The sequence below is a fragment of the Yersinia sp. 2545 StPb PI genome (assembly GCF_052217125.1).
Taxonomy (GTDB): Bacteria; Pseudomonadota; Gammaproteobacteria; order Enterobacterales; family Enterobacteriaceae; genus Yersinia; species Yersinia enterocolitica_E.
This window is the reverse complement of record NZ_JAZGPY010000001.1, coordinates 4,494,776-4,511,637: the sequence shown is the minus strand read 5'-3', so window position 1 is coordinate 4,511,637 and position 16,862 is coordinate 4,494,776. Positions and strand designations below refer to the sequence as shown.

The window sequence follows — 16,862 nt, the reverse complement described above, 5'->3', positions numbered from 1 at the left end:
ATGATTCGCTTTGAACAGGTCAGTAAAGCTTATCTGGGCGGACGACAGGCGCTCCAAGGGGTCGATTTTCATCTGCGCCCAGCGGAAATGGCGTTTCTGACCGGCCATTCCGGTGCAGGGAAAAGCACCCTGCTGAAACTGATTTGTGGTATCGAGCGCCCCAGTGCCGGTCATATATGGTTTGGTGGTCACGATATCAGTCGCTTGAAAAACCGAGAAGTACCTTTCCTGCGTCGCCAGATCGGGATGATCTTCCAGGATCATCACCTGTTGTTGGACAGAACGGTATATGACAATGTCGCTATGCCATTGATTATTGCTGGTGCCAGCACTGAAGATATTCGCCGCAGAGTATCCGCAGCACTGGATAAAGTAGGGTTGTTGGATAAGGCGAAAAACTTCCCAATTCAACTTTCCGGCGGTGAGCAACAGCGTGTAGGCATTGCTCGGGCGGTAGTGAATAAACCGGCAGTATTACTGGCTGATGAACCGACGGGTAACCTAGACGATGCATTATCCGAAGGTATTTTGCGTTTGTTTGAAGAATTTAACCGTGTGGGCGTTACCGTGTTGATGGCAACCCACGATACGTCGTTGATTGCCCGGCGGCGCTACCCGATTCTGACATTGAGTCAGGGGCGGATGTTAGGAGCGCATCATGGCGAATAACGCACAGAAAGCAAAAACCAAAGCGCTAAAAGGCGGTTGGCGTGAACAGTGGCGCTATTCGTGGGTTAATGCCATTGCCGATATGATGCGCCAGCCATTGGCGACACTGTTAACGGTGATGGTGATTGCCATTTCGTTAACACTGCCAAGCGTATGCTATATCGTGTGGAAGAACGTCAGTCAGGCGGCAGATCAATGGTATCCAACCCCACAACTGACGGTCTATTTAGATAAAGCACTGGACGATAACGCAGCTGAGAACGTGGTGACTACGCTGAAAGCGGAAGCAGGTGTGGAGAAGGTTAATTATCTGTCGCGGGAAGAAGCGATGGGTGAGTTCCGCAACTGGTCCGGTTTTGGTGGAGCGCTGGATATGCTGGAAGAAAATCCGCTGCCCGCTGTTGCCATCATCACCCCTAAATTGGATTTCCAAAGCTCAGGGACGCTGGATACCCTGCGTGATCGGGTTAGTAAGGTGGAAGGGGTGGCTGAAGTCCGCATGGATGATAGCTGGTTTGCCCGTTTGGCCGCGCTGACAGGCCTGGTCGGGCAGGTCGCGGCCATGATTGGTGTTTTGATGGTGGTTGCCGTGTTCCTGGTAATTGGTAACAGTGTGCGTCTGAGTATCTTTAGCCGCCGCGATACTATCAATGTTATGAAGTTGATTGGTGCAACGGATGGGTTCATTCTGCGGCCGTTCCTGAACGGTGGGGCAATGCTGGGATTTGGTGGTGCGGTGTTATCTCTGATCCTATCAGAAGGGCTGGTATGGAAGCTTGGCTCGGTGGTTACGCAGGTGGCAGCGGTGTTCGGTACCCAATTTACCTTACATGGCTTGAGCTGGGATGAGTGCCTGTTGCTGGTGTTGATCTCTGCCATGATCGGCTGGATTGCAGCGTGGCTGGCAACGGTCCAACATTTACGTCGATTTACACCGCAGTAAAGAATGTTTGTTATACTCTTTCCCTGCGGTGTTGAACTAAAGCAGGGAAAGAGGTATTTGCTGTAGTGAATTCCATCTATACTCCCTGATCCGCTTGACCGGTTATCTGCTAAGATCCAGAGTCAAAAAGTGTGATCTAGTATGAACTTTTACGGCAATAACCAGTCCAATAACACAGTGAAATGATCATGTGCCCAGCGCTTGAATCTGTTTAAGCAGATGCTAAAATATCTGCGCTGAGACAAAACTGCACTAAACATGCAATGAGAGGGTTTTGAATGACCAAAGAAATGCAAACTTTAGCCTTAGTACCCCAAGGTAGTCTGGAAGCCTATATTCGGGCCGCCAACGCCTATCCGATGCTGACCGCAGAGGAAGAACGGGAGCTGGCTGAACGGCTGCATTACCAGGGCGATCTGGGAGCGGCTAAACAGCTTATCCTGTCTCACCTGCGCTTTGTCGCTCATGTTGCCCGCAACTATTCCGGGTATGGTTTGCCACAGGCTGACCTTATTCAGGAAGGTAATATTGGCTTGATGAAAGCGGTTCGCCGTTTTAACCCTGAAGTCGGGGTACGTCTGGTGTCCTTTGCGGTACATTGGATCAAAGCAGAAATTCACGAATATGTTCTGCGTAACTGGCGAATTGTCAAAGTCGCAACCACCAAAGCTCAGCGTAAATTGTTCTTCAACCTGCGTAAAACCAAGCAGCGTCTGGGTTGGTTTAATCAGGATGAAGTCGAGCTGGTTGCCAAAGAACTGGGTGTGACCAGTAAAGATGTTCGCGAGATGGAATCACGCATGTCCGCACAGGATATGACATTTGATCCATCTCCAGATGACGAAGCACGTGATGGCCAATCCATGGCGCCGGTCCTGTATTTACAGGATAAAACCTCTGATTTTGCTGATGGCATTGAAGAGGATAACTGGGATAACCATGCGGCAGATAAATTGTCTTATGCGTTGGAAGGATTGGACGAGCGGAGCCAGCATATTATTCGCGCCCGTTGGTTGGACGATGACAACAAGTCAACGTTGCAGGAACTGGCCGATCAGTACGGTGTATCTGCTGAACGTGTGCGTCAGCTTGAAAAAAACGCGATGAAAAAATTACGCATGGCGATTGAAGCCTAATACATATACCCAAAACCATTAGCATTGCAGCTAAACACAACTGTGATGTTAGGTTACAACGGGATATGACGTAACATGAAGGGCGATATTATTTATTAATGTCGCCCTTTTGCTTTTTTGGCACTCTTCATCAACAAAATTTATTTAGCAAAACCCGCTTTATCTAGCAAAACCAAATGAGCTGAGATCGCTATTTTATTGATACTGGCTATTTGTGCCAGCCTTGTGTGCCACGGCTAAAACCACAGGCGTGCATAAAACCATCCATCGCCTCATGTTGTTCGGCTATAACCTGCTCATCCTTAAGTTGCCAGTGCTGTACTGTCGGTAACTGACGCTGCGTTTCTTCGATCAAATATAATCCCACGCCACGGCGACGAGTCACCTCTCTGACATACAAATCCTGAAACTCAGCCTGCTGACCATTCACCGTGATTTTGACTGCACCTAATAGACGCTCGTTAAAACGCGCGCCAAACAGCGGCTTACCATCGTTAATCCACTGCTGCCAGAGCGTTGGCTGTTGTTCAGGCCAGATCTTCGCTAAATCGATAAGATCCTGATGAGTAAGGGTTGTTAATCGTTCAATAGTCAGTTTCATCGTCGAGAGACCACAAAAAAGTAAGGGTAATGGGGCTGTGGTTTATTGTACTAGATCACAGACCAGAGCGTTGTGTAAGTTTTTCTGTACGTTCACGGCGGAAAATGTTTTTTCGCTACTGCATTTTCCGAGTTTTACCGGAGTAAAAGATCACATAACCAGCACAACCCACTATCATTTGAGTAAAACCCATTCAATTTAATCCTAATTTTATGCTGTTTACACCGCTTGTTTCTGCTTGTCCTAGTTGATTTGCAGCATAAAACTCCTGTTTAATGACATGAAAAATAAAGTCTTATTAGAGAAATCTATTACTTTTGAGACTAAATCATTATTACTTATGAATAAAACGTTACATTCGATAAAACGTTAAGACCGACACAACAAGCACGTTCACAATGACAGATGGGGAATTCGCGGATGAAATTAACAAAAGGTAAAGTGTTGCTGGCTGGGTGTATAGCAATGGCGATGAGCCACTCTGTACTGGCTAAAGACATTAAAGTCGCCATTGTTGGCGCGATGTCAGGCCCGGTTGCCCAATATGGTGACATGGAATTTACCGGCGCACGTCAGGCTATTGCTGATATCAATGCCAAAGGTGGAATCAAAGGCGATAAACTGGTTGGCGTGGAATACGATGATGCCTGCGACCCGAAACAAGCTGTCGCCGTTGCCAACAAAGTCATTAACGACGGTATTCGTTATGTTATCGGCCATCTGTGCTCTTCTTCAACTCAGCCTGCTTCAGACATTTATGAAGATGAAGGTGTGATTATGATCACTCCTGCTGCAACCAATGCCGATCTGACCACGCGTGGTTACAAAATGATCATGCGCACCACCGGTTTGGATTCTGATCAAGGCCCAACCGCTGCCAAATATATCATTGAGACTATTAAGCCTAAACGTATTGCAGTGGTACACGATAAGCAGCAGTACGGTGAAGGCTTGGCGCGTTCTGTACGTGACAGCTTGAAAAAGCAAGGTACCGAAGTGGTGCTGTTTGAAGGCGTGACCGCGGGTGATAAAGATTTCTCTACGTTGGTGGCTCGTCTGAAGAAAGAGAATGTCGATTTCGTCTACTTTGGTGGTTACTACCCAGAGATGGGGCAGATCCTGCGTCAGGCGAAGCAAGCAGGTCTGACAGCTCGCTTTATGGGGCCAGAGGGTGTTGGTAACTCCTCACTATCTAATATCGCTGGTGACGCTTCTGAAGGCATGCTGGTGACATTACCGAAACGTTATGATCAGGTGCCAACTAACCAGCCTATTGTTGATGCGCTGAAAGCGAAGAAACTTGACCCAACCGGTCCGTTTGTTTGGACAACCTATGCTGCATTGCAATCGCTAACCACAGCAATGGAACGTAGCGGCAGCCAAGAGCCGGCTGATTTGGTCAAAGATCTGAAAACCGGTAAGCCGGTTGAAACAGTGATGGGGCCATTGAGTTGGGATGAAAAAGGCGATTTGAAAGGGTTTGAATTCGGTATTTTTGAATGGCACGCAGATGGTTCTTCAACTGCGGTCAAATAACAATAATATTAGAATCATTAAGTTGTAGGGTTGCTCCCGCAGCAACCCGGCCCCTTTTACCAACTGCATCCCCCCATGTTTCGGGGGGATTTTCCTCTCTGCACACAGTAGATTTGGCGCAGTTGGCTAGGGCAGCCAGGCAAGTGAATCAAAGGGTTAGGGTATGTCAGAGCAGTTTCTTTATTTTCTGCAACAGATGTTCAACGGTGTTACGTTGGGCAGCACGTATGCGCTGATCGCCATTGGTTATACCATGGTGTACGGCATTATCGGCATGATCAACTTTGCTCACGGCGAAGTGTATATGATCGGCAGCTACGTTTCGTTTATCGTGATCGCCGCATTGATGATGATGGGGATCGACGCTAGCTGGTTATTGATCGGCTCTGCTTTTCTCGTCTCTATCGTGATCGCCAGTGCTTATGGTTGGAGTATTGAACGGGTGGCCTATAAGCCGGTTCGTAGCTCCAAGCGTTTGATTGCACTGATCTCGGCGATTGGGATGTCAATCTTCCTGCAAAACTACGTCAGCCTGACGCAAGGCTCACGGGATTTAGCACTACCGAGTTTGGTTACTGGGCAATGGACTTTGGCAGAAACCAATGGGTTTGCCGCGACCATCAGCACCATGCAACTGACCATCTGGGTAGTCACTTTCTTGGCGATGCTGGCATTAACCTTATTTATCCGCTATTCCCGTATGGGGCGTGCCTGCCGTGCCTGTGCTGAAGACTTAAAAATGGCGAGCCTGCTGGGTATTAATACTGACCGGGTTATCTCGCTGACCTTTGTTATCGGGGCATTGATGGCCGCCGTGGCAGGGGTATTACTTGGCCAGTTCTATGGGGTTATCAACCCATATATTGGTTTTATGGCCGGTATGAAAGCCTTCACCGCAGCCGTATTGGGTGGCATTGGTAGTATTCCTGGCGCGATGATCGGTGGCTTGATTCTGGGTGTGGCTGAAGCATTAACTTCTGCTTATCTAAGCACTGAATACAAAGATGCAGTTTCATTCGCATTGCTGATTGTGGTGCTGCTTGTTATGCCTACTGGGATCTTAGGCCGTCCAGAGGTTGAAAAAGTATGAAACAACTCAACTTTGTTAATGCCATTATTTCCAGTTTTGTGCTCTTCGTCCTTGCCTCGTTTGTAATGGGTTTGCAGTTGCAGTTAGACGGCACCAAACTCATTGTGCAAGGGGCGGCAGAAGTCCGCTGGCTGTGGATTGGCGCGGGTTGTATCGTGGTGTTTTTCTTCCAACTGGTGCGCCCGTACATCCAGCAAGGTATTAAAAAAGTCTCTGGTCCGGCATGGGTATTGCCTAGTTTTGATGGCACCAGCCCCCGTCAAAAACTATTAGCCGCAGCAATTATTATCGCCGCAATCGCCTGGCCGTTCCTGGTCTCCAGAGGTTCAGTGGATATTGCGACCCTGACGTTGATTTATGTCATGTTGGGGTTGGGATTGAACGTTGTCGTGGGGCTATCTGGCCTGCTGGTACTAGGCTACGGTGGATTTTATGCCATTGGTGCCTATACCTATGCGCTGTTGAATCACTATTACGGTTTAGGTTTTTGGGAGAGTTTACCGCTGGCTGGCATAGTCGCAGCACTGTCTGGCTTCTTGTTGGGCTTCCCAGTATTACGTTTGCGGGGGGATTACCTGGCGATTGTCACTTTGGGTTTTGGTGAAATTGTACGTATTTTGCTGCTCAATAATACGGAAATCACCGGTGGCCCGAATGGGATTAGCCAAATTCCAAAACCAACACTATTTGGTTTAGAGTTCAGCCGCACTGCGAAGGATGGCGGTTGGGATACTTTCCACAACTTCTTTGGCCTGACTTATGATCCTAGTGACCGTATCATTTTCTTGTATATGGTGGCGTTGTTATTAGTGATCCTGACCTTGTTTGTGATCAATCGACTGCTGCGTATGCCGCTGGGCCGAGCATGGGAAGCATTGCGTGAAGATGAAATCGCCTGCCGCTCATTGGGCCTTAGCCCAACCAAAATCAAACTGACCGCATTTACTATCAGTGCCGCGTTTGCTGGTTTTGCCGGTACTTTGTTTGCCGCCCGACAGGGTTTCGTTAGTCCTGAATCCTTCACCTTTGTTGAATCGGCTTTCGTGCTAGCGATTGTGGTGTTAGGTGGCATGGGGTCGCAGTTCGCGGTCATCCTGGCGGCGGTATTGCTGGTGGTTTCGCGGGAATTAATGCGTGACCTCAATGCTTACAGTATGTTGCTGTTAGGTGCATTGATGGTACTGATGATGATTTGGCGTCCACAAGGGTTGCTGCCAATGAAACGGCCACAGCTAAAGCTAAAAGTCGCAGAGATAAAAGCTAAAAAAGGGGAGCAGGTATGAATACGCAACCTTTGTTAGCAGTTGAAGGGCTGTCCATGCGTTTTGGTGGGTTACTGGCGGTGAACAATGTGGGTCTGACCCTCAATCAGGGTGAGATTGTCTCGCTGATTGGCCCTAATGGGGCAGGTAAGACCACAATTTTTAACTGCCTAACCGGTTTTTACCGCCCGACTGGCGGCACGATTAAGTTACGTGATCGTCATCTTGAAGGGCTGCCCGGCCAGATGATTGCCCGAATGGGGGTGATTCGTACTTTCCAGCATGTGCGTCTGTTCCGTGAAATGACGGTGGTGGAGAACCTGCTGGTGGCTCAGCATCAGCACCTTAAAAGTGGGGTTTTTGCCGGTTTGCTGAAAACCCCCGGTTTTCGGCGAGCAGAGGCCGACGCGTTGGAGCGTGCAGCCACTTGGTTGGAGCGTGTCGGCCTATTAGAGCTGGCAAACCGACAGGCGGGGAATTTGGCCTATGGTCAGCAGCGTCGTCTGGAAATTGCCCGCTGCATGGTGACTCGCCCTGAGCTATTGATGTTAGATGAGCCCGCTGCGGGATTGAACCCCAAAGAGACTGATGAACTGAATCAGTTGATTATGGAGTTACGTGACCAACACCAAGTCTCGGTATTGTTAATCGAACATGATATGAAACTGGTGATGGGAATTTCTGATCGCATTTATGTGGTCAATCAGGGAACGCCGTTAGCACAAGGCACACCCAGCGAAATCCGTAATAACCCGGATGTGATCCGGGCCTATTTGGGCGAATAACTTATTTTTAAGTAGAAGTATTTTTGGGTAAATAAAAAGTGGGCGAGGCATAAACATAACATGTTGTCATTTAATAACGTTTCAGCCCATTACGGCAAAATTCAGGCATTGCATCAGGTTAGCCTGCATATTCAACAAGGTGAGATCGTTACACTGATTGGTGCTAACGGTGCGGGTAAAACCACACTGTTGGGGACATTGTGTGGTGAGCCTCGTGCGACCGAGGGCAGTATTGTTTTTGGTGAGCAGAATATTACGGATTGGCAGACCGCACGCATTATGCGTGAGGCGATTGCGATTGTTCCTGAAGGCCGACGGGTATTTTCCCGGATGACGGTTGAAGAAAATCTGGCGATGGGGGGATTTTTCGCTGATCGTCAGCAATATCAGCAACGTATTGAACGGGTTTACGACTTGTTCCCGCGATTATTTGAACGTCGGGCTCAGCGAGCAGGAACCATGTCTGGTGGCGAGCAACAGATGTTGGCGATAGGCCGTGCCTTGATGAGCCAGCCAAAATTACTGTTACTGGATGAACCTTCATTAGGATTAGCACCGATAATTATTCTGCAAATATTTGATACTATTCAACAATTACGAGAAGAAGGGATGACTATTTTCCTCGTTGAGCAGAATGCGAATCAGGCTTTGAAGTTAGCAGATCGTGGCTATGTACTAGAGAATGGTCGTATTGTTCTGGAGGACACGGGGGCTGCGTTGTTAGCTAATGAAGCCGTGCGTTCAGCTTATCTGGGCGGTTAAATCGTCGTTTTTCATTATCTATGAAGGCCCGTTTCCGGGCCTTAGTTATTAGCTAATCATAAAGCTAGCTTCTAGCTGTTCGGCATCATGCCTGTGGTGTAATAGTGAAATTGAGTGTATCGCTATAACTTCCTTTATCGGTTGTCTTGGTATTATAAAGCCGTATGCGTGGTGACCAGCACATTTCACCGTTATTATCATTTCTCAACTGAATAAACTTTTTCTCTTTTGGCAGTAAAAAGTTTTTCGTATTACCTGCTTGGCTTTGAAATTCCACGGTATAACCGATGGTCTTATCACTCTCAGCTTCCTTTAACTGAAAATGTACAGTGTTTGCTGCTAATCCATTTCGGTTGGTGGCGCTAATCATATAACGCGTCCGTTGAATCCCGGTGGCGCGATAGCGGATACAAAAACGGTTACCTACTGGATTAATCAATGGCGCGTGTACGCTTTTCCCTTTAGCGCCGCGCTCAATTTTCTCAAGTAATTCATCTAAATCGAAAGACTTCAATTGCCATGTTTTTGCGTCCATACGGAATTTAGGATCAATTTTAAGGGCTTCTGGTGCCACGTCTGCCTGAGGATTAAAGAGTGTGCATTGTTTGCCATTCTGACCAAAGGAAACGCCAGTAGATGACATTAATGAGTGATATTGCCCTTTGTAATGGATCGCACCTCCTACATTTGCACCGATTCTGATATCCTTGAGGACATGTGCGGCAACCTTGAATGAAACATAGTAATACTTCTTGTCAAAGGGTGATGATTTGAGATCACGGTTGAACAGTATTTCCTGAGTATTATCATTCGAATCTGAGGGCGCTTCGCCATTGAGCGAAAGATTAGTGATATCATTAAATTGAATACTGAAATCTCGTGAACCATCAGCTTTATAGAAATAAAGTGACAGGAGCGCACGCCGGTTAGGTAACCCGATATTTCTCATCTCATCAGTTGGGATATTTAGTAATTTTCCCCAGGCTAATATATGCTTTCCATTTACCATTGTTCCTGATGAGGAATATAAATCTTTCAGCATCGCCCGAAAATAAACCTCCACGCTGTCATCAGCGTTTAGTTTGATTTTGCAATTAGAGTATTGTTGGGTGTAGGGATAAAAATAGAGGTTTGCCATAGCTATAGGCTGAATTATTAGCAATAATAGCCCCATAAGGAATAGTCTGTATTTAACATTCACTTGATTATCTCTCCATGACTATCAGTTATTTATTTCAGCTATTCGTTTCAAATATTAATGTTAGCTGCCCATGATATTTCCCTGCGGAATTTGGCCCACTGGGCGCTAATGCTGAAATATGTAATATATAGTCGGTACTGGTTTGGCGGGTTCTACCCTGGGTTATGTTGAATGTCTCAGGGATGGCTGATAACACGCGCAGGTTGGCGCGATCCGTGCCCCAGCGCACTTGCGCGGGGGAGAATGCCTTATCTGCTCCCGTCAATACAGTAGAGTGACGAGTCAGTATCAGTGGATTTTTCACCGAAATTCGAAATCCTTCTTGCCTGCGTAGCTTGACGACTACTGGGAGTTCCTTTTGATACAGCAAGTGATTTTCGGGGCTACTTTCCAGTTTTATACTGCTATACCAACCCCCTTGTGGCTTTTCAACCTCGATCCTGGGGTGTGCTGTCACTTCTAACCTGACATCGATATTCCCCAGAGGAATTGAATCTGCCCTTGCCTGTGAGGGGAGTAATAGGGATAGGGCGATGATTTTTATGATATTCATAATATTCCTTATCTTTACCCTGCGATACATCGCAAGTTGAAGGGCTTATCCTCGATCATTCCTCGTACATCACTGACCGCCAGCTGCCGATGTTGGTCGGGATAGAGATTAAAGTCCTCTATATCCTGTTCCTGGGTTTTCAACTGACGCCACTGTAGGCGGGTGTTACCGGTATTCTCCAACACCATCCCCCCGTCAAGACAGCGGTGTGCCCACTGGGGTTGCGGTGATGCCGCCAGATGCCTGACCAATCCCATATAACTTAACTGCACCCCCAACACGGCAGTATGGCCACCGGTAACTTGCAAGTTATTAACCGGTACTACTGCGAGTCGATATACCTGCTCTTTATCCGGCGTGCTAAGTGCTTTAAGAAATATTCTCCCACTCTGCTTTGGTCCCAGAGTCAGTTTTGCTGGGAATGCAAATAGTGCGGGATGTCGCTGTTCGCCTACCGAGGTTAGTGATTCTTGTTCTGGCGACTCACCTGGGTTATTAAGCTGGTACAGTTGAACTGTCACGTACTCAGGGTCTAAACCGTAATTAGTTACTGTCACCACCGTACTTTCCTGCTCTATTTCCAGCACATGTGGCTGAATATCTATGGCACTGAAAACCGAGGGCGGCAGGAGGCTAGCCGCAATGAACAGTAAACGTTTCATTATCTACCTTACCGCTGAGTCGTTTGGTTGACAGGGTGATGGGGGTTCCGGGATATAGATTCAGGCTATCTGTCTTGTCGCCGGAGTTCAGTTGCTCAAATTTGCTATGAACCGTGCCGCTGGAGGTAAGCATGAGATGACCGCCCGGCAAGCATTGATGCTGCCAGTGACGAGTCTGTGCAGTTAAAGGGGGTACATGATGAATCAACACACCATAACCAATACTGATGGTCATGGGAGCATGGATTTTGCTTTTGTCCTCATGCTGACCGACAGCTTTGATATCGACTACCGGGTTGATATACAGCCGATACAGCGTTTCCTGCGTCGGAGATTTTAAGGGCAATAGTCTAATATTACGCTTCTGTTTCGGTCCTAAAGTAATCCGGTTGGGGTTAAAAATCATTTCAGGCTGCGAGATATCACTTATCAGTGTTTTCTGTTCAGGATGCACCCCGGGGTTGTCTACTCGTTGTAGTGTGATATCCAGATACAGTGGCTTATCACCGCTGTTATAGACTTGGATTGTCCGGTGTTGGTCCAGTGATTCCACTGTGGTACGGGTAGGGATAGCCACTAACTGCGCATAAGTGGCGGTAATCGGTACCAACAAGAAGGCGATAGTGGAGAGTAAATAGGCATATTTCATAACAATTCCTGTTGGTATTAATCTAAGTGACAAAGATAAATATGATCGCGTTGCTGGCTCATATTGCAGCGGTAACGGGCTAAGTGGTTTTGAACCTGAATATTTTTCAGCTTGGCACGAGAGTGAATAGAAAATAGTCCATTGGGGTGGACGGTATCTCCAGTTTCCTGAATAACCCCGCTAACAGGTTGCCCGTGCTCATCCTTGAGAAAACCGCTGTAAAGCAGGTTCAATGTGATATCGGCCTTACTGGAAAAAACTTGCCCAGGATGGGCGCGAGCAATATTGACGGGTAACTGAATATTCATATCCAGGTCATTGCGTTCGATATGTGTTTGCACAAAGAAACGGTCCTGATACCGTGGAATCGGTATAGCGTAAGTACCCGCGCCGGTTATCGGATGGCCTTCCGCATTGAAGCTATATGGCGTGCCAGCTAAGTCCGGTGTCTCTATCAGTAATGCGGTTCCGCTGTAGCTGCTGCGGCCTAATGCCATGCCTTGCGGGCTGATAGCCAGCATGCCGCTATAACTGATGCTGCCATTGGCTATCTTGTTATCAACTCCCATTCGTGCCGATACATCACCACGGCTGCCACTGCGATGAGCAAAGCTGCCGATGCTAGATGTTTTCCCACTGGCACTGCCATCAATACCCAAGGTGCTGTTGCCATAGTTATCGTTAAATTCTTTTTGATAACTGGCACTGGTAACCAACTGCTGCTGATCATAGGCACTGTTGATGCTGGCGCTGCTTTTGAGAAAGGAGAGTGTGGTATTAAGAAATACACCGTAATTATTCTGGTTGTTCCATTGCCCGCCTTTTTGTACACCAAGGGACAGCGCAAGGTTATATTGCGGCCGTCGCCAGTCCCAGCGGCTTTGGATACGGTGCTGCTGGCTGGTGCTAAATTGATTGAATTGATAGCTCAGTTGGATTGGCCCCAATTGGCGACTATAAGAAGCTGATGTGCTACCCGCATTTGGTGCGTATATAGACACACCTGGTGTTTGATAACGGGATACAGAGGCATATCCTAGTACGGTGCTTCCACCGGTTATGCGCAGATATCCGCCATCACGTTTTTCGCCAGACATCACGCCCAGAGCAGGGGTAAGGTCGAGATCAGAAAAAATAAAGGGGCGCGAAATATTCCCTTCTGCTGCCCAGTGGCTGGCGCTATCTTTGAGTAGCGTGATATTAGCTTGCACGCTTTGCAGGTTCATACTGCGGCCAAACTGCATCAGGTGGGGAGAGCTATGGCTACGCGCCATTCCTTTACCCATAGTCAGGAACCAGCCATTATTGGTTTGAGTGTTAATATTACTGATGGTTTGGCTTTCCTGGCTGACGACTTTCCCTGTACGGTCGACTAACCGGACCTCAACGTTGTAATAGCCGCCGGGAAGTTGGTTGTAATCAATTTCATTACGGCCCAGTTGGGCAGGGATTCGGCGGATAAGTTGGTTATCGCGATAGATTTCGAAATCGCCATCGCTGGTGGCATATAGCACTAAGCTGCCCGCGGAGGGCTTATTAATAGTTAAGTAACTTTGGCTACCCAGCGTCACGAATTGGTCTAAAGCAGGGTTAATCAGGGTATGAATGCTGCCAGCACTGTTATCCAGATTATTTTGTTTACCTGCCCGTAGGTAGTGTGCTTGGAAGTTCTTTTGCAAATACCAACTATCGATACCTATTTGAGTTTGCTGTTGATATTGGGGCTGGTGTGTGGCGTGATAACTGTTTTTTGAACGGCTAGTGTTATAAAACCAATTAGCGAAGCCAAAAGATTGCAAGGGTAGACCAATATATCCTTGCCCTCGGCCTGAAATAGCGTGGTAATTTTCTGCAGTCATACGCAGGTCAAAGGATTGATTATGGACCAATCCCCAAGTGGTGACAGGCATTAAATAACGGTTGCTGTTATTGGTTACCGTTACTACATTATTGACCTTATCTACGGTGACGCGATGATTAGATAAGATATAATCGCAGCCATTCTGGCATTGCAAATAAGGTATTTGGGGTAAAATATTTTCTAATAGAATAATTGATTGTTCATCAATATGGTTGTTGCGATATTGTTGTTGATCAAAACTTAACTGCTGTTTTTTTTCCGAGAAAAAAAATGGACTGGGTAATGTTTTGCCCTCTAATATACCCAGTAATTGTAGTGTATTATTTTCTTCCACAGCGGAAAAACCAACAGGTATTAATTGTTCGATCGTTATCTCTTCTGCCTGTGCTGAAATAATTGTAGCCAGTAATAAAACAAGTAAAGTGGCCTTATTAATTATTAGATTGTTTGTCATAGGATTCCATTCCACTGTTAACTACTATTGCGATATGCCTTCTCCCTTTGAATAATATATTTCTATGGTAATGGTTCTGGTTACACCATTACGTTATGTTTTTGGTTCAAAGGAGCATGCAGCCAGGAGTTTACCCCCTGACTGTATGTGTTAATAATAAGGAAATTATAATGTTTTACTGAGTTATGCAGCCGTTTCAATAACTAGATTAAGTGTGCCAGTGTATACTTCGGCAGACTTAAGTCCGTTGCCGTTTACGCTAATGTCTAGAGTGGTATCGAGTACTGAGTTAGTTAAGGGGAATGTTGCCATATGACCACCAAGCCCAACATTAGCAGCTCTACTCAGCATCGTATTACCTATCATTACGGTAGGGGTAGATTGTATTCTTGAACCATTGTTAGACACTAAATCAAATGGTTTTCCAAGGCCAATACGAACTTTACTGTCGCCATTAGATTCTACTCGGATGTTCTCTGTCGCCTTGTATGAGTTCATGGTGGAGTTCATGCTAAGTTTAATTAAACTCAGTTCGTCACCATTTGATTTGGAAAATTTGACTATTTGAGGTACTTCTAATTCAACCGTAATCTCTTTCGTTAATGCAGGTTTGAAATATACACTCTGATCAGACTGATTCATACTCTGAATACCTTGAATTTGAGCGTTATTTATACCAGATTGTAAACTTGTCATTACATTCGCATTGGCGCTAACACTGGTGGTTAATATCGCCATAGTAATAATAGAAAGTAGCGTCTTTTTCATTATTAAATACCTGATAGTCCGTTATATATAAAATCCTTATCCAACTGGAAAGGGATTAATGATGCTTGTGGCTTTTATGGTGATGATAATGAGGGTGTTAAAAGTCATGTTAATACACTTCCACATAAGCCGGAAAGAATACTAACATTTTAAATGGTATTTTTTCAAGTAAGAGTTAGTCCTATTTTATTGTGCTGATTATATTGCATTTAATATTGTTATGGATGGCTGGTGTAATATTATTAATATTTATTCTTGATGGAATTTTTAGTGTTTACGTGTGGGTTTTTAAGTTTTTTTAATTTAATATTGTTTTTTAAATGGTGGTAATTTTATTTTTATAATGGTTTGTGTTATTGGGGTAATTAATGATGTTGACATGTCTTGTTTATTTTTATGTCATTTTTATGTCATGTAATTGTTATATTTCCGTCATGAAAGGGTGTCATGTTTGCTTGCGAACAAAAACTGATTTATTTCGCTCACTTGTCCACAGTAATTCATTGATGTGAGCTATACGGATTTATTCAGGGGCCAATATGTTTAATAAAATCATTCGTAAGACATCGCTTGGTATTGCGCTGACATTGGCATTTAGTGCCAATACGATGGCAGTGACTGAAATTCCTTTTTGGCATTCGATGGAAGGGGAGTTAGGTGTCGAGGTTAATTCATTAGCTGACCGATTTAACCAGTCCCATAGCGACTATAAAATCGTACCTGTATATAAAGGGAACTACGAACAGAGCCTGGCGGCAGGGATAGCCGCGTTTCGCTCGGGTAAAGCCCCCGCAATCTTGCAGGTGTATGAAGTGGGCACTGCCACCATGATGGCCAGCAAGGCGATTAAGCCGGTATTCCAAGTATTTAAAGATGCCAATATCAAATTTGATGAATCGGTGTTTGTGCCAACAGTGGCCGGTTATTACACCGATGCCAAAACCGGTCACTTATTATCTCAACCATTTAACAGTTCCACTCCCGTGTTGTACTACAACAAAGATGCCTTTAAGAAAGCAGGGCTGAACCCGGATCAACCGCCAAAAACATGGCAGGAATTGGCGGCCGATACTGCAAAACTGCGCGCTGCGGGTTCAAGCTGTGGGTACGCCAGCGGCTGGCAGGGTTGGATTCAAATTGAAAACTTCAGTGCCTGGCACGGCCAACCTATTGCCAGCCGTAACAATGGCTTTGATGGCACCGATGCGGTACTGGAATTCAATAAGCCAGTACAGATTAAGCACATCCAGTTGCTGTCAGATATGAATAAAAAAGGCGATTTCACCTATTTTGGCCGCAAAGATGAGTCCACTGCCAAGTTCTATAACGGTGATTGTGCCATTACCACTGCTTCTTCAGGTTCCCTTGCGGATATTCGCCATTACGCCAAATTTAACTATGGCGTTGGCATGATGCCTTACGATTCTGACGAGAAAAATGTACCACAAAACGCCATTATCGGCGGTGCCAGCCTGTGGGTGATGGATGGCAAAGATAAAGATACTTACAAAGGTGTCGCTGAATTCCTGCAATACTTGGCTCAACCGGAAATTGCTGCTGAATGGCATCAGAAGACGGGTTACCTACCGATTACGACGGCAGCCTATGAGCTGACTAAACAGCAAGGTTTCTATGATAAGAACCCAGGTGCTGACGTGGCGACTCGCCAGATGTTGAACAAACCGCCATTGCCGTACACCAAAGGCTTGCGTCTGGGCAACATGCCACAGATCCGTACCGTGGTAGATGAAGAGTTGGAAGGGGTGTGGACCGGTAAGAAGACAGCTCAAGAAGCGTTGGATAGCGCCGTTAAACGTGGTGATGTGTTACTACGCCGCTTTGAACAAGCTAATCAATAAGGTTATTTGGCTACTCTACTTGCCAGTTTGGGTGCACTGTTCGCACCCAAACTGCCTGCGCCAATAACGCC

General features: G+C 46.3%; 16 protein-coding genes. 9 read left to right on the top strand and 7 right to left on the bottom strand.

Annotated elements, in window-relative coordinates:
- From ftsE to rpoH, 3 genes are all read left to right on the top strand, one after another.
- Entirely contained in the window at positions 1–669 is a 669-nt protein-coding gene (gene ftsE, locus V1955_RS20935; RefSeq protein ID WP_019213191.1) for a cell division ATP-binding protein FtsE, read from the top strand.
- Positions 659–1,612, top strand: a complete 954-nt coding sequence (gene ftsX / locus V1955_RS20930) for a permease-like cell division protein FtsX (RefSeq protein WP_083161961.1) — start codon at positions 659–661, stop codon at positions 1,610–1,612. The genes ftsE and ftsX overlap by 11 nt, the downstream gene beginning before the upstream one ends.
- A gap of 278 nt (positions 1,613–1,890) precedes the next feature.
- Positions 1,891–2,748, top strand: a complete 858-nt coding sequence (rpoH, locus tag V1955_RS20925) for an RNA polymerase sigma factor RpoH (protein ID WP_004391342.1) — start codon at positions 1,891–1,893, stop codon at positions 2,746–2,748.
- Between the two features lie 208 nt (positions 2,749–2,956).
- Here rpoH and panM read toward each other — a convergent pair whose 3' ends face one another.
- Complete coding sequence (panM, locus tag V1955_RS20920) at positions 2,957–3,349, bottom strand: aspartate 1-decarboxylase autocleavage activator PanM (RefSeq protein WP_083161963.1); 393 nt, start codon at positions 3,347–3,349, stop codon at positions 2,957–2,959.
- 420 nt (positions 3,350–3,769) lie between these two features.
- Here panM and V1955_RS20915 point away from each other — a divergent pair, with 420 nt between their 5' ends.
- The 5 genes from V1955_RS20915 to livF all read left to right on the top strand — a co-directional run bounded on the left by V1955_RS20915 (position 3,770) and on the right by livF (position 8,784).
- The gene (locus tag V1955_RS20915; protein ID WP_083161965.1) at positions 3,770–4,885 is read left to right on the top strand and encodes a branched-chain amino acid ABC transporter substrate-binding protein; all 1,116 of its coding nucleotides are present in this window, start codon (positions 3,770–3,772) and stop codon (positions 4,883–4,885) included.
- A 163-nt stretch (positions 4,886–5,048) separates the two neighbouring features.
- Positions 5,049–5,975: a high-affinity branched-chain amino acid ABC transporter permease LivH gene (gene livH / locus V1955_RS20910; protein WP_083161967.1), complete on the top strand. Its 927-nt coding sequence runs from the start codon at positions 5,049–5,051 to the stop codon at positions 5,973–5,975.
- Complete coding sequence (locus V1955_RS20905) at positions 5,972–7,258, top strand: high-affinity branched-chain amino acid ABC transporter permease LivM (RefSeq protein WP_083161969.1); 1,287 nt, start codon at positions 5,972–5,974, stop codon at positions 7,256–7,258. Before livH ends, V1955_RS20905 begins: the two co-directional genes overlap by 4 nt.
- A complete protein-coding gene (gene livG, locus V1955_RS20900; protein WP_083161971.1) occupies positions 7,255–8,022 on the top strand; it encodes a high-affinity branched-chain amino acid ABC transporter ATP-binding protein LivG in 768 nt (255 codons plus the stop codon). Before V1955_RS20905 ends, livG begins: the two co-directional genes overlap by 4 nt.
- Before the next feature lie 60 nt (positions 8,023–8,082).
- A complete protein-coding gene (livF, locus tag V1955_RS20895; protein WP_083161973.1) occupies positions 8,083–8,784 on the top strand; it encodes a high-affinity branched-chain amino acid ABC transporter ATP-binding protein LivF in 702 nt (233 codons plus the stop codon).
- A gap of 85 nt (positions 8,785–8,869) precedes the next feature.
- On the opposite strand, the gene V1955_RS20890 is transcribed toward livF, so the two are convergent.
- From V1955_RS20890 to V1955_RS20865, 6 genes are all read right to left on the bottom strand, one after another.
- Positions 8,870–9,985 (bottom strand): hypothetical protein, encoded by a 1,116-nt coding sequence (locus V1955_RS20890; RefSeq protein ID WP_442821362.1) that lies wholly within the window; start codon positions 9,983–9,985, stop codon positions 8,870–8,872.
- Between the two features lie 34 nt (positions 9,986–10,019).
- A complete protein-coding gene (locus tag V1955_RS20885) occupies positions 10,020–10,538 on the bottom strand; it encodes a fimbrial protein (protein WP_442821361.1) in 519 nt (172 codons plus the stop codon).
- A 14-nt stretch (positions 10,539–10,552) separates the two neighbouring features.
- Entirely contained in the window at positions 10,553–11,200 is a 648-nt protein-coding gene (locus V1955_RS20880; RefSeq protein ID WP_083161980.1) for a hypothetical protein, read from the bottom strand.
- Positions 11,172–11,849 (bottom strand): fimbria/pilus periplasmic chaperone, encoded by a 678-nt coding sequence (locus V1955_RS20875; protein ID WP_083161982.1) that lies wholly within the window; start codon positions 11,847–11,849, stop codon positions 11,172–11,174. The genes V1955_RS20880 and V1955_RS20875 overlap by 29 nt, the downstream gene beginning before the upstream one ends.
- Before the next feature lie 17 nt (positions 11,850–11,866).
- Positions 11,867–14,164 carry a TcfC E-set like domain-containing protein gene (locus V1955_RS20870; RefSeq protein WP_442821360.1) on the bottom strand — a complete coding sequence of 766 codons (2,298 nt, stop codon included), beginning with the start codon at positions 14,162–14,164 and terminating at the stop codon, positions 11,867–11,869.
- Between the two features lie 183 nt (positions 14,165–14,347).
- Complete coding sequence (locus tag V1955_RS20865) at positions 14,348–14,932, bottom strand: CS1 type fimbrial major subunit (protein WP_083161986.1); 585 nt, start codon at positions 14,930–14,932, stop codon at positions 14,348–14,350.
- 539 nt (positions 14,933–15,471) lie between these two features.
- Here V1955_RS20865 and ugpB point away from each other — a divergent pair.
- Entirely contained in the window at positions 15,472–16,791 is a 1,320-nt protein-coding gene (gene ugpB, locus V1955_RS20860) for a sn-glycerol-3-phosphate ABC transporter substrate-binding protein UgpB (RefSeq protein WP_083161988.1), read from the top strand.
- Positions 16,792–16,862: the final 71 nt, after the last annotated feature.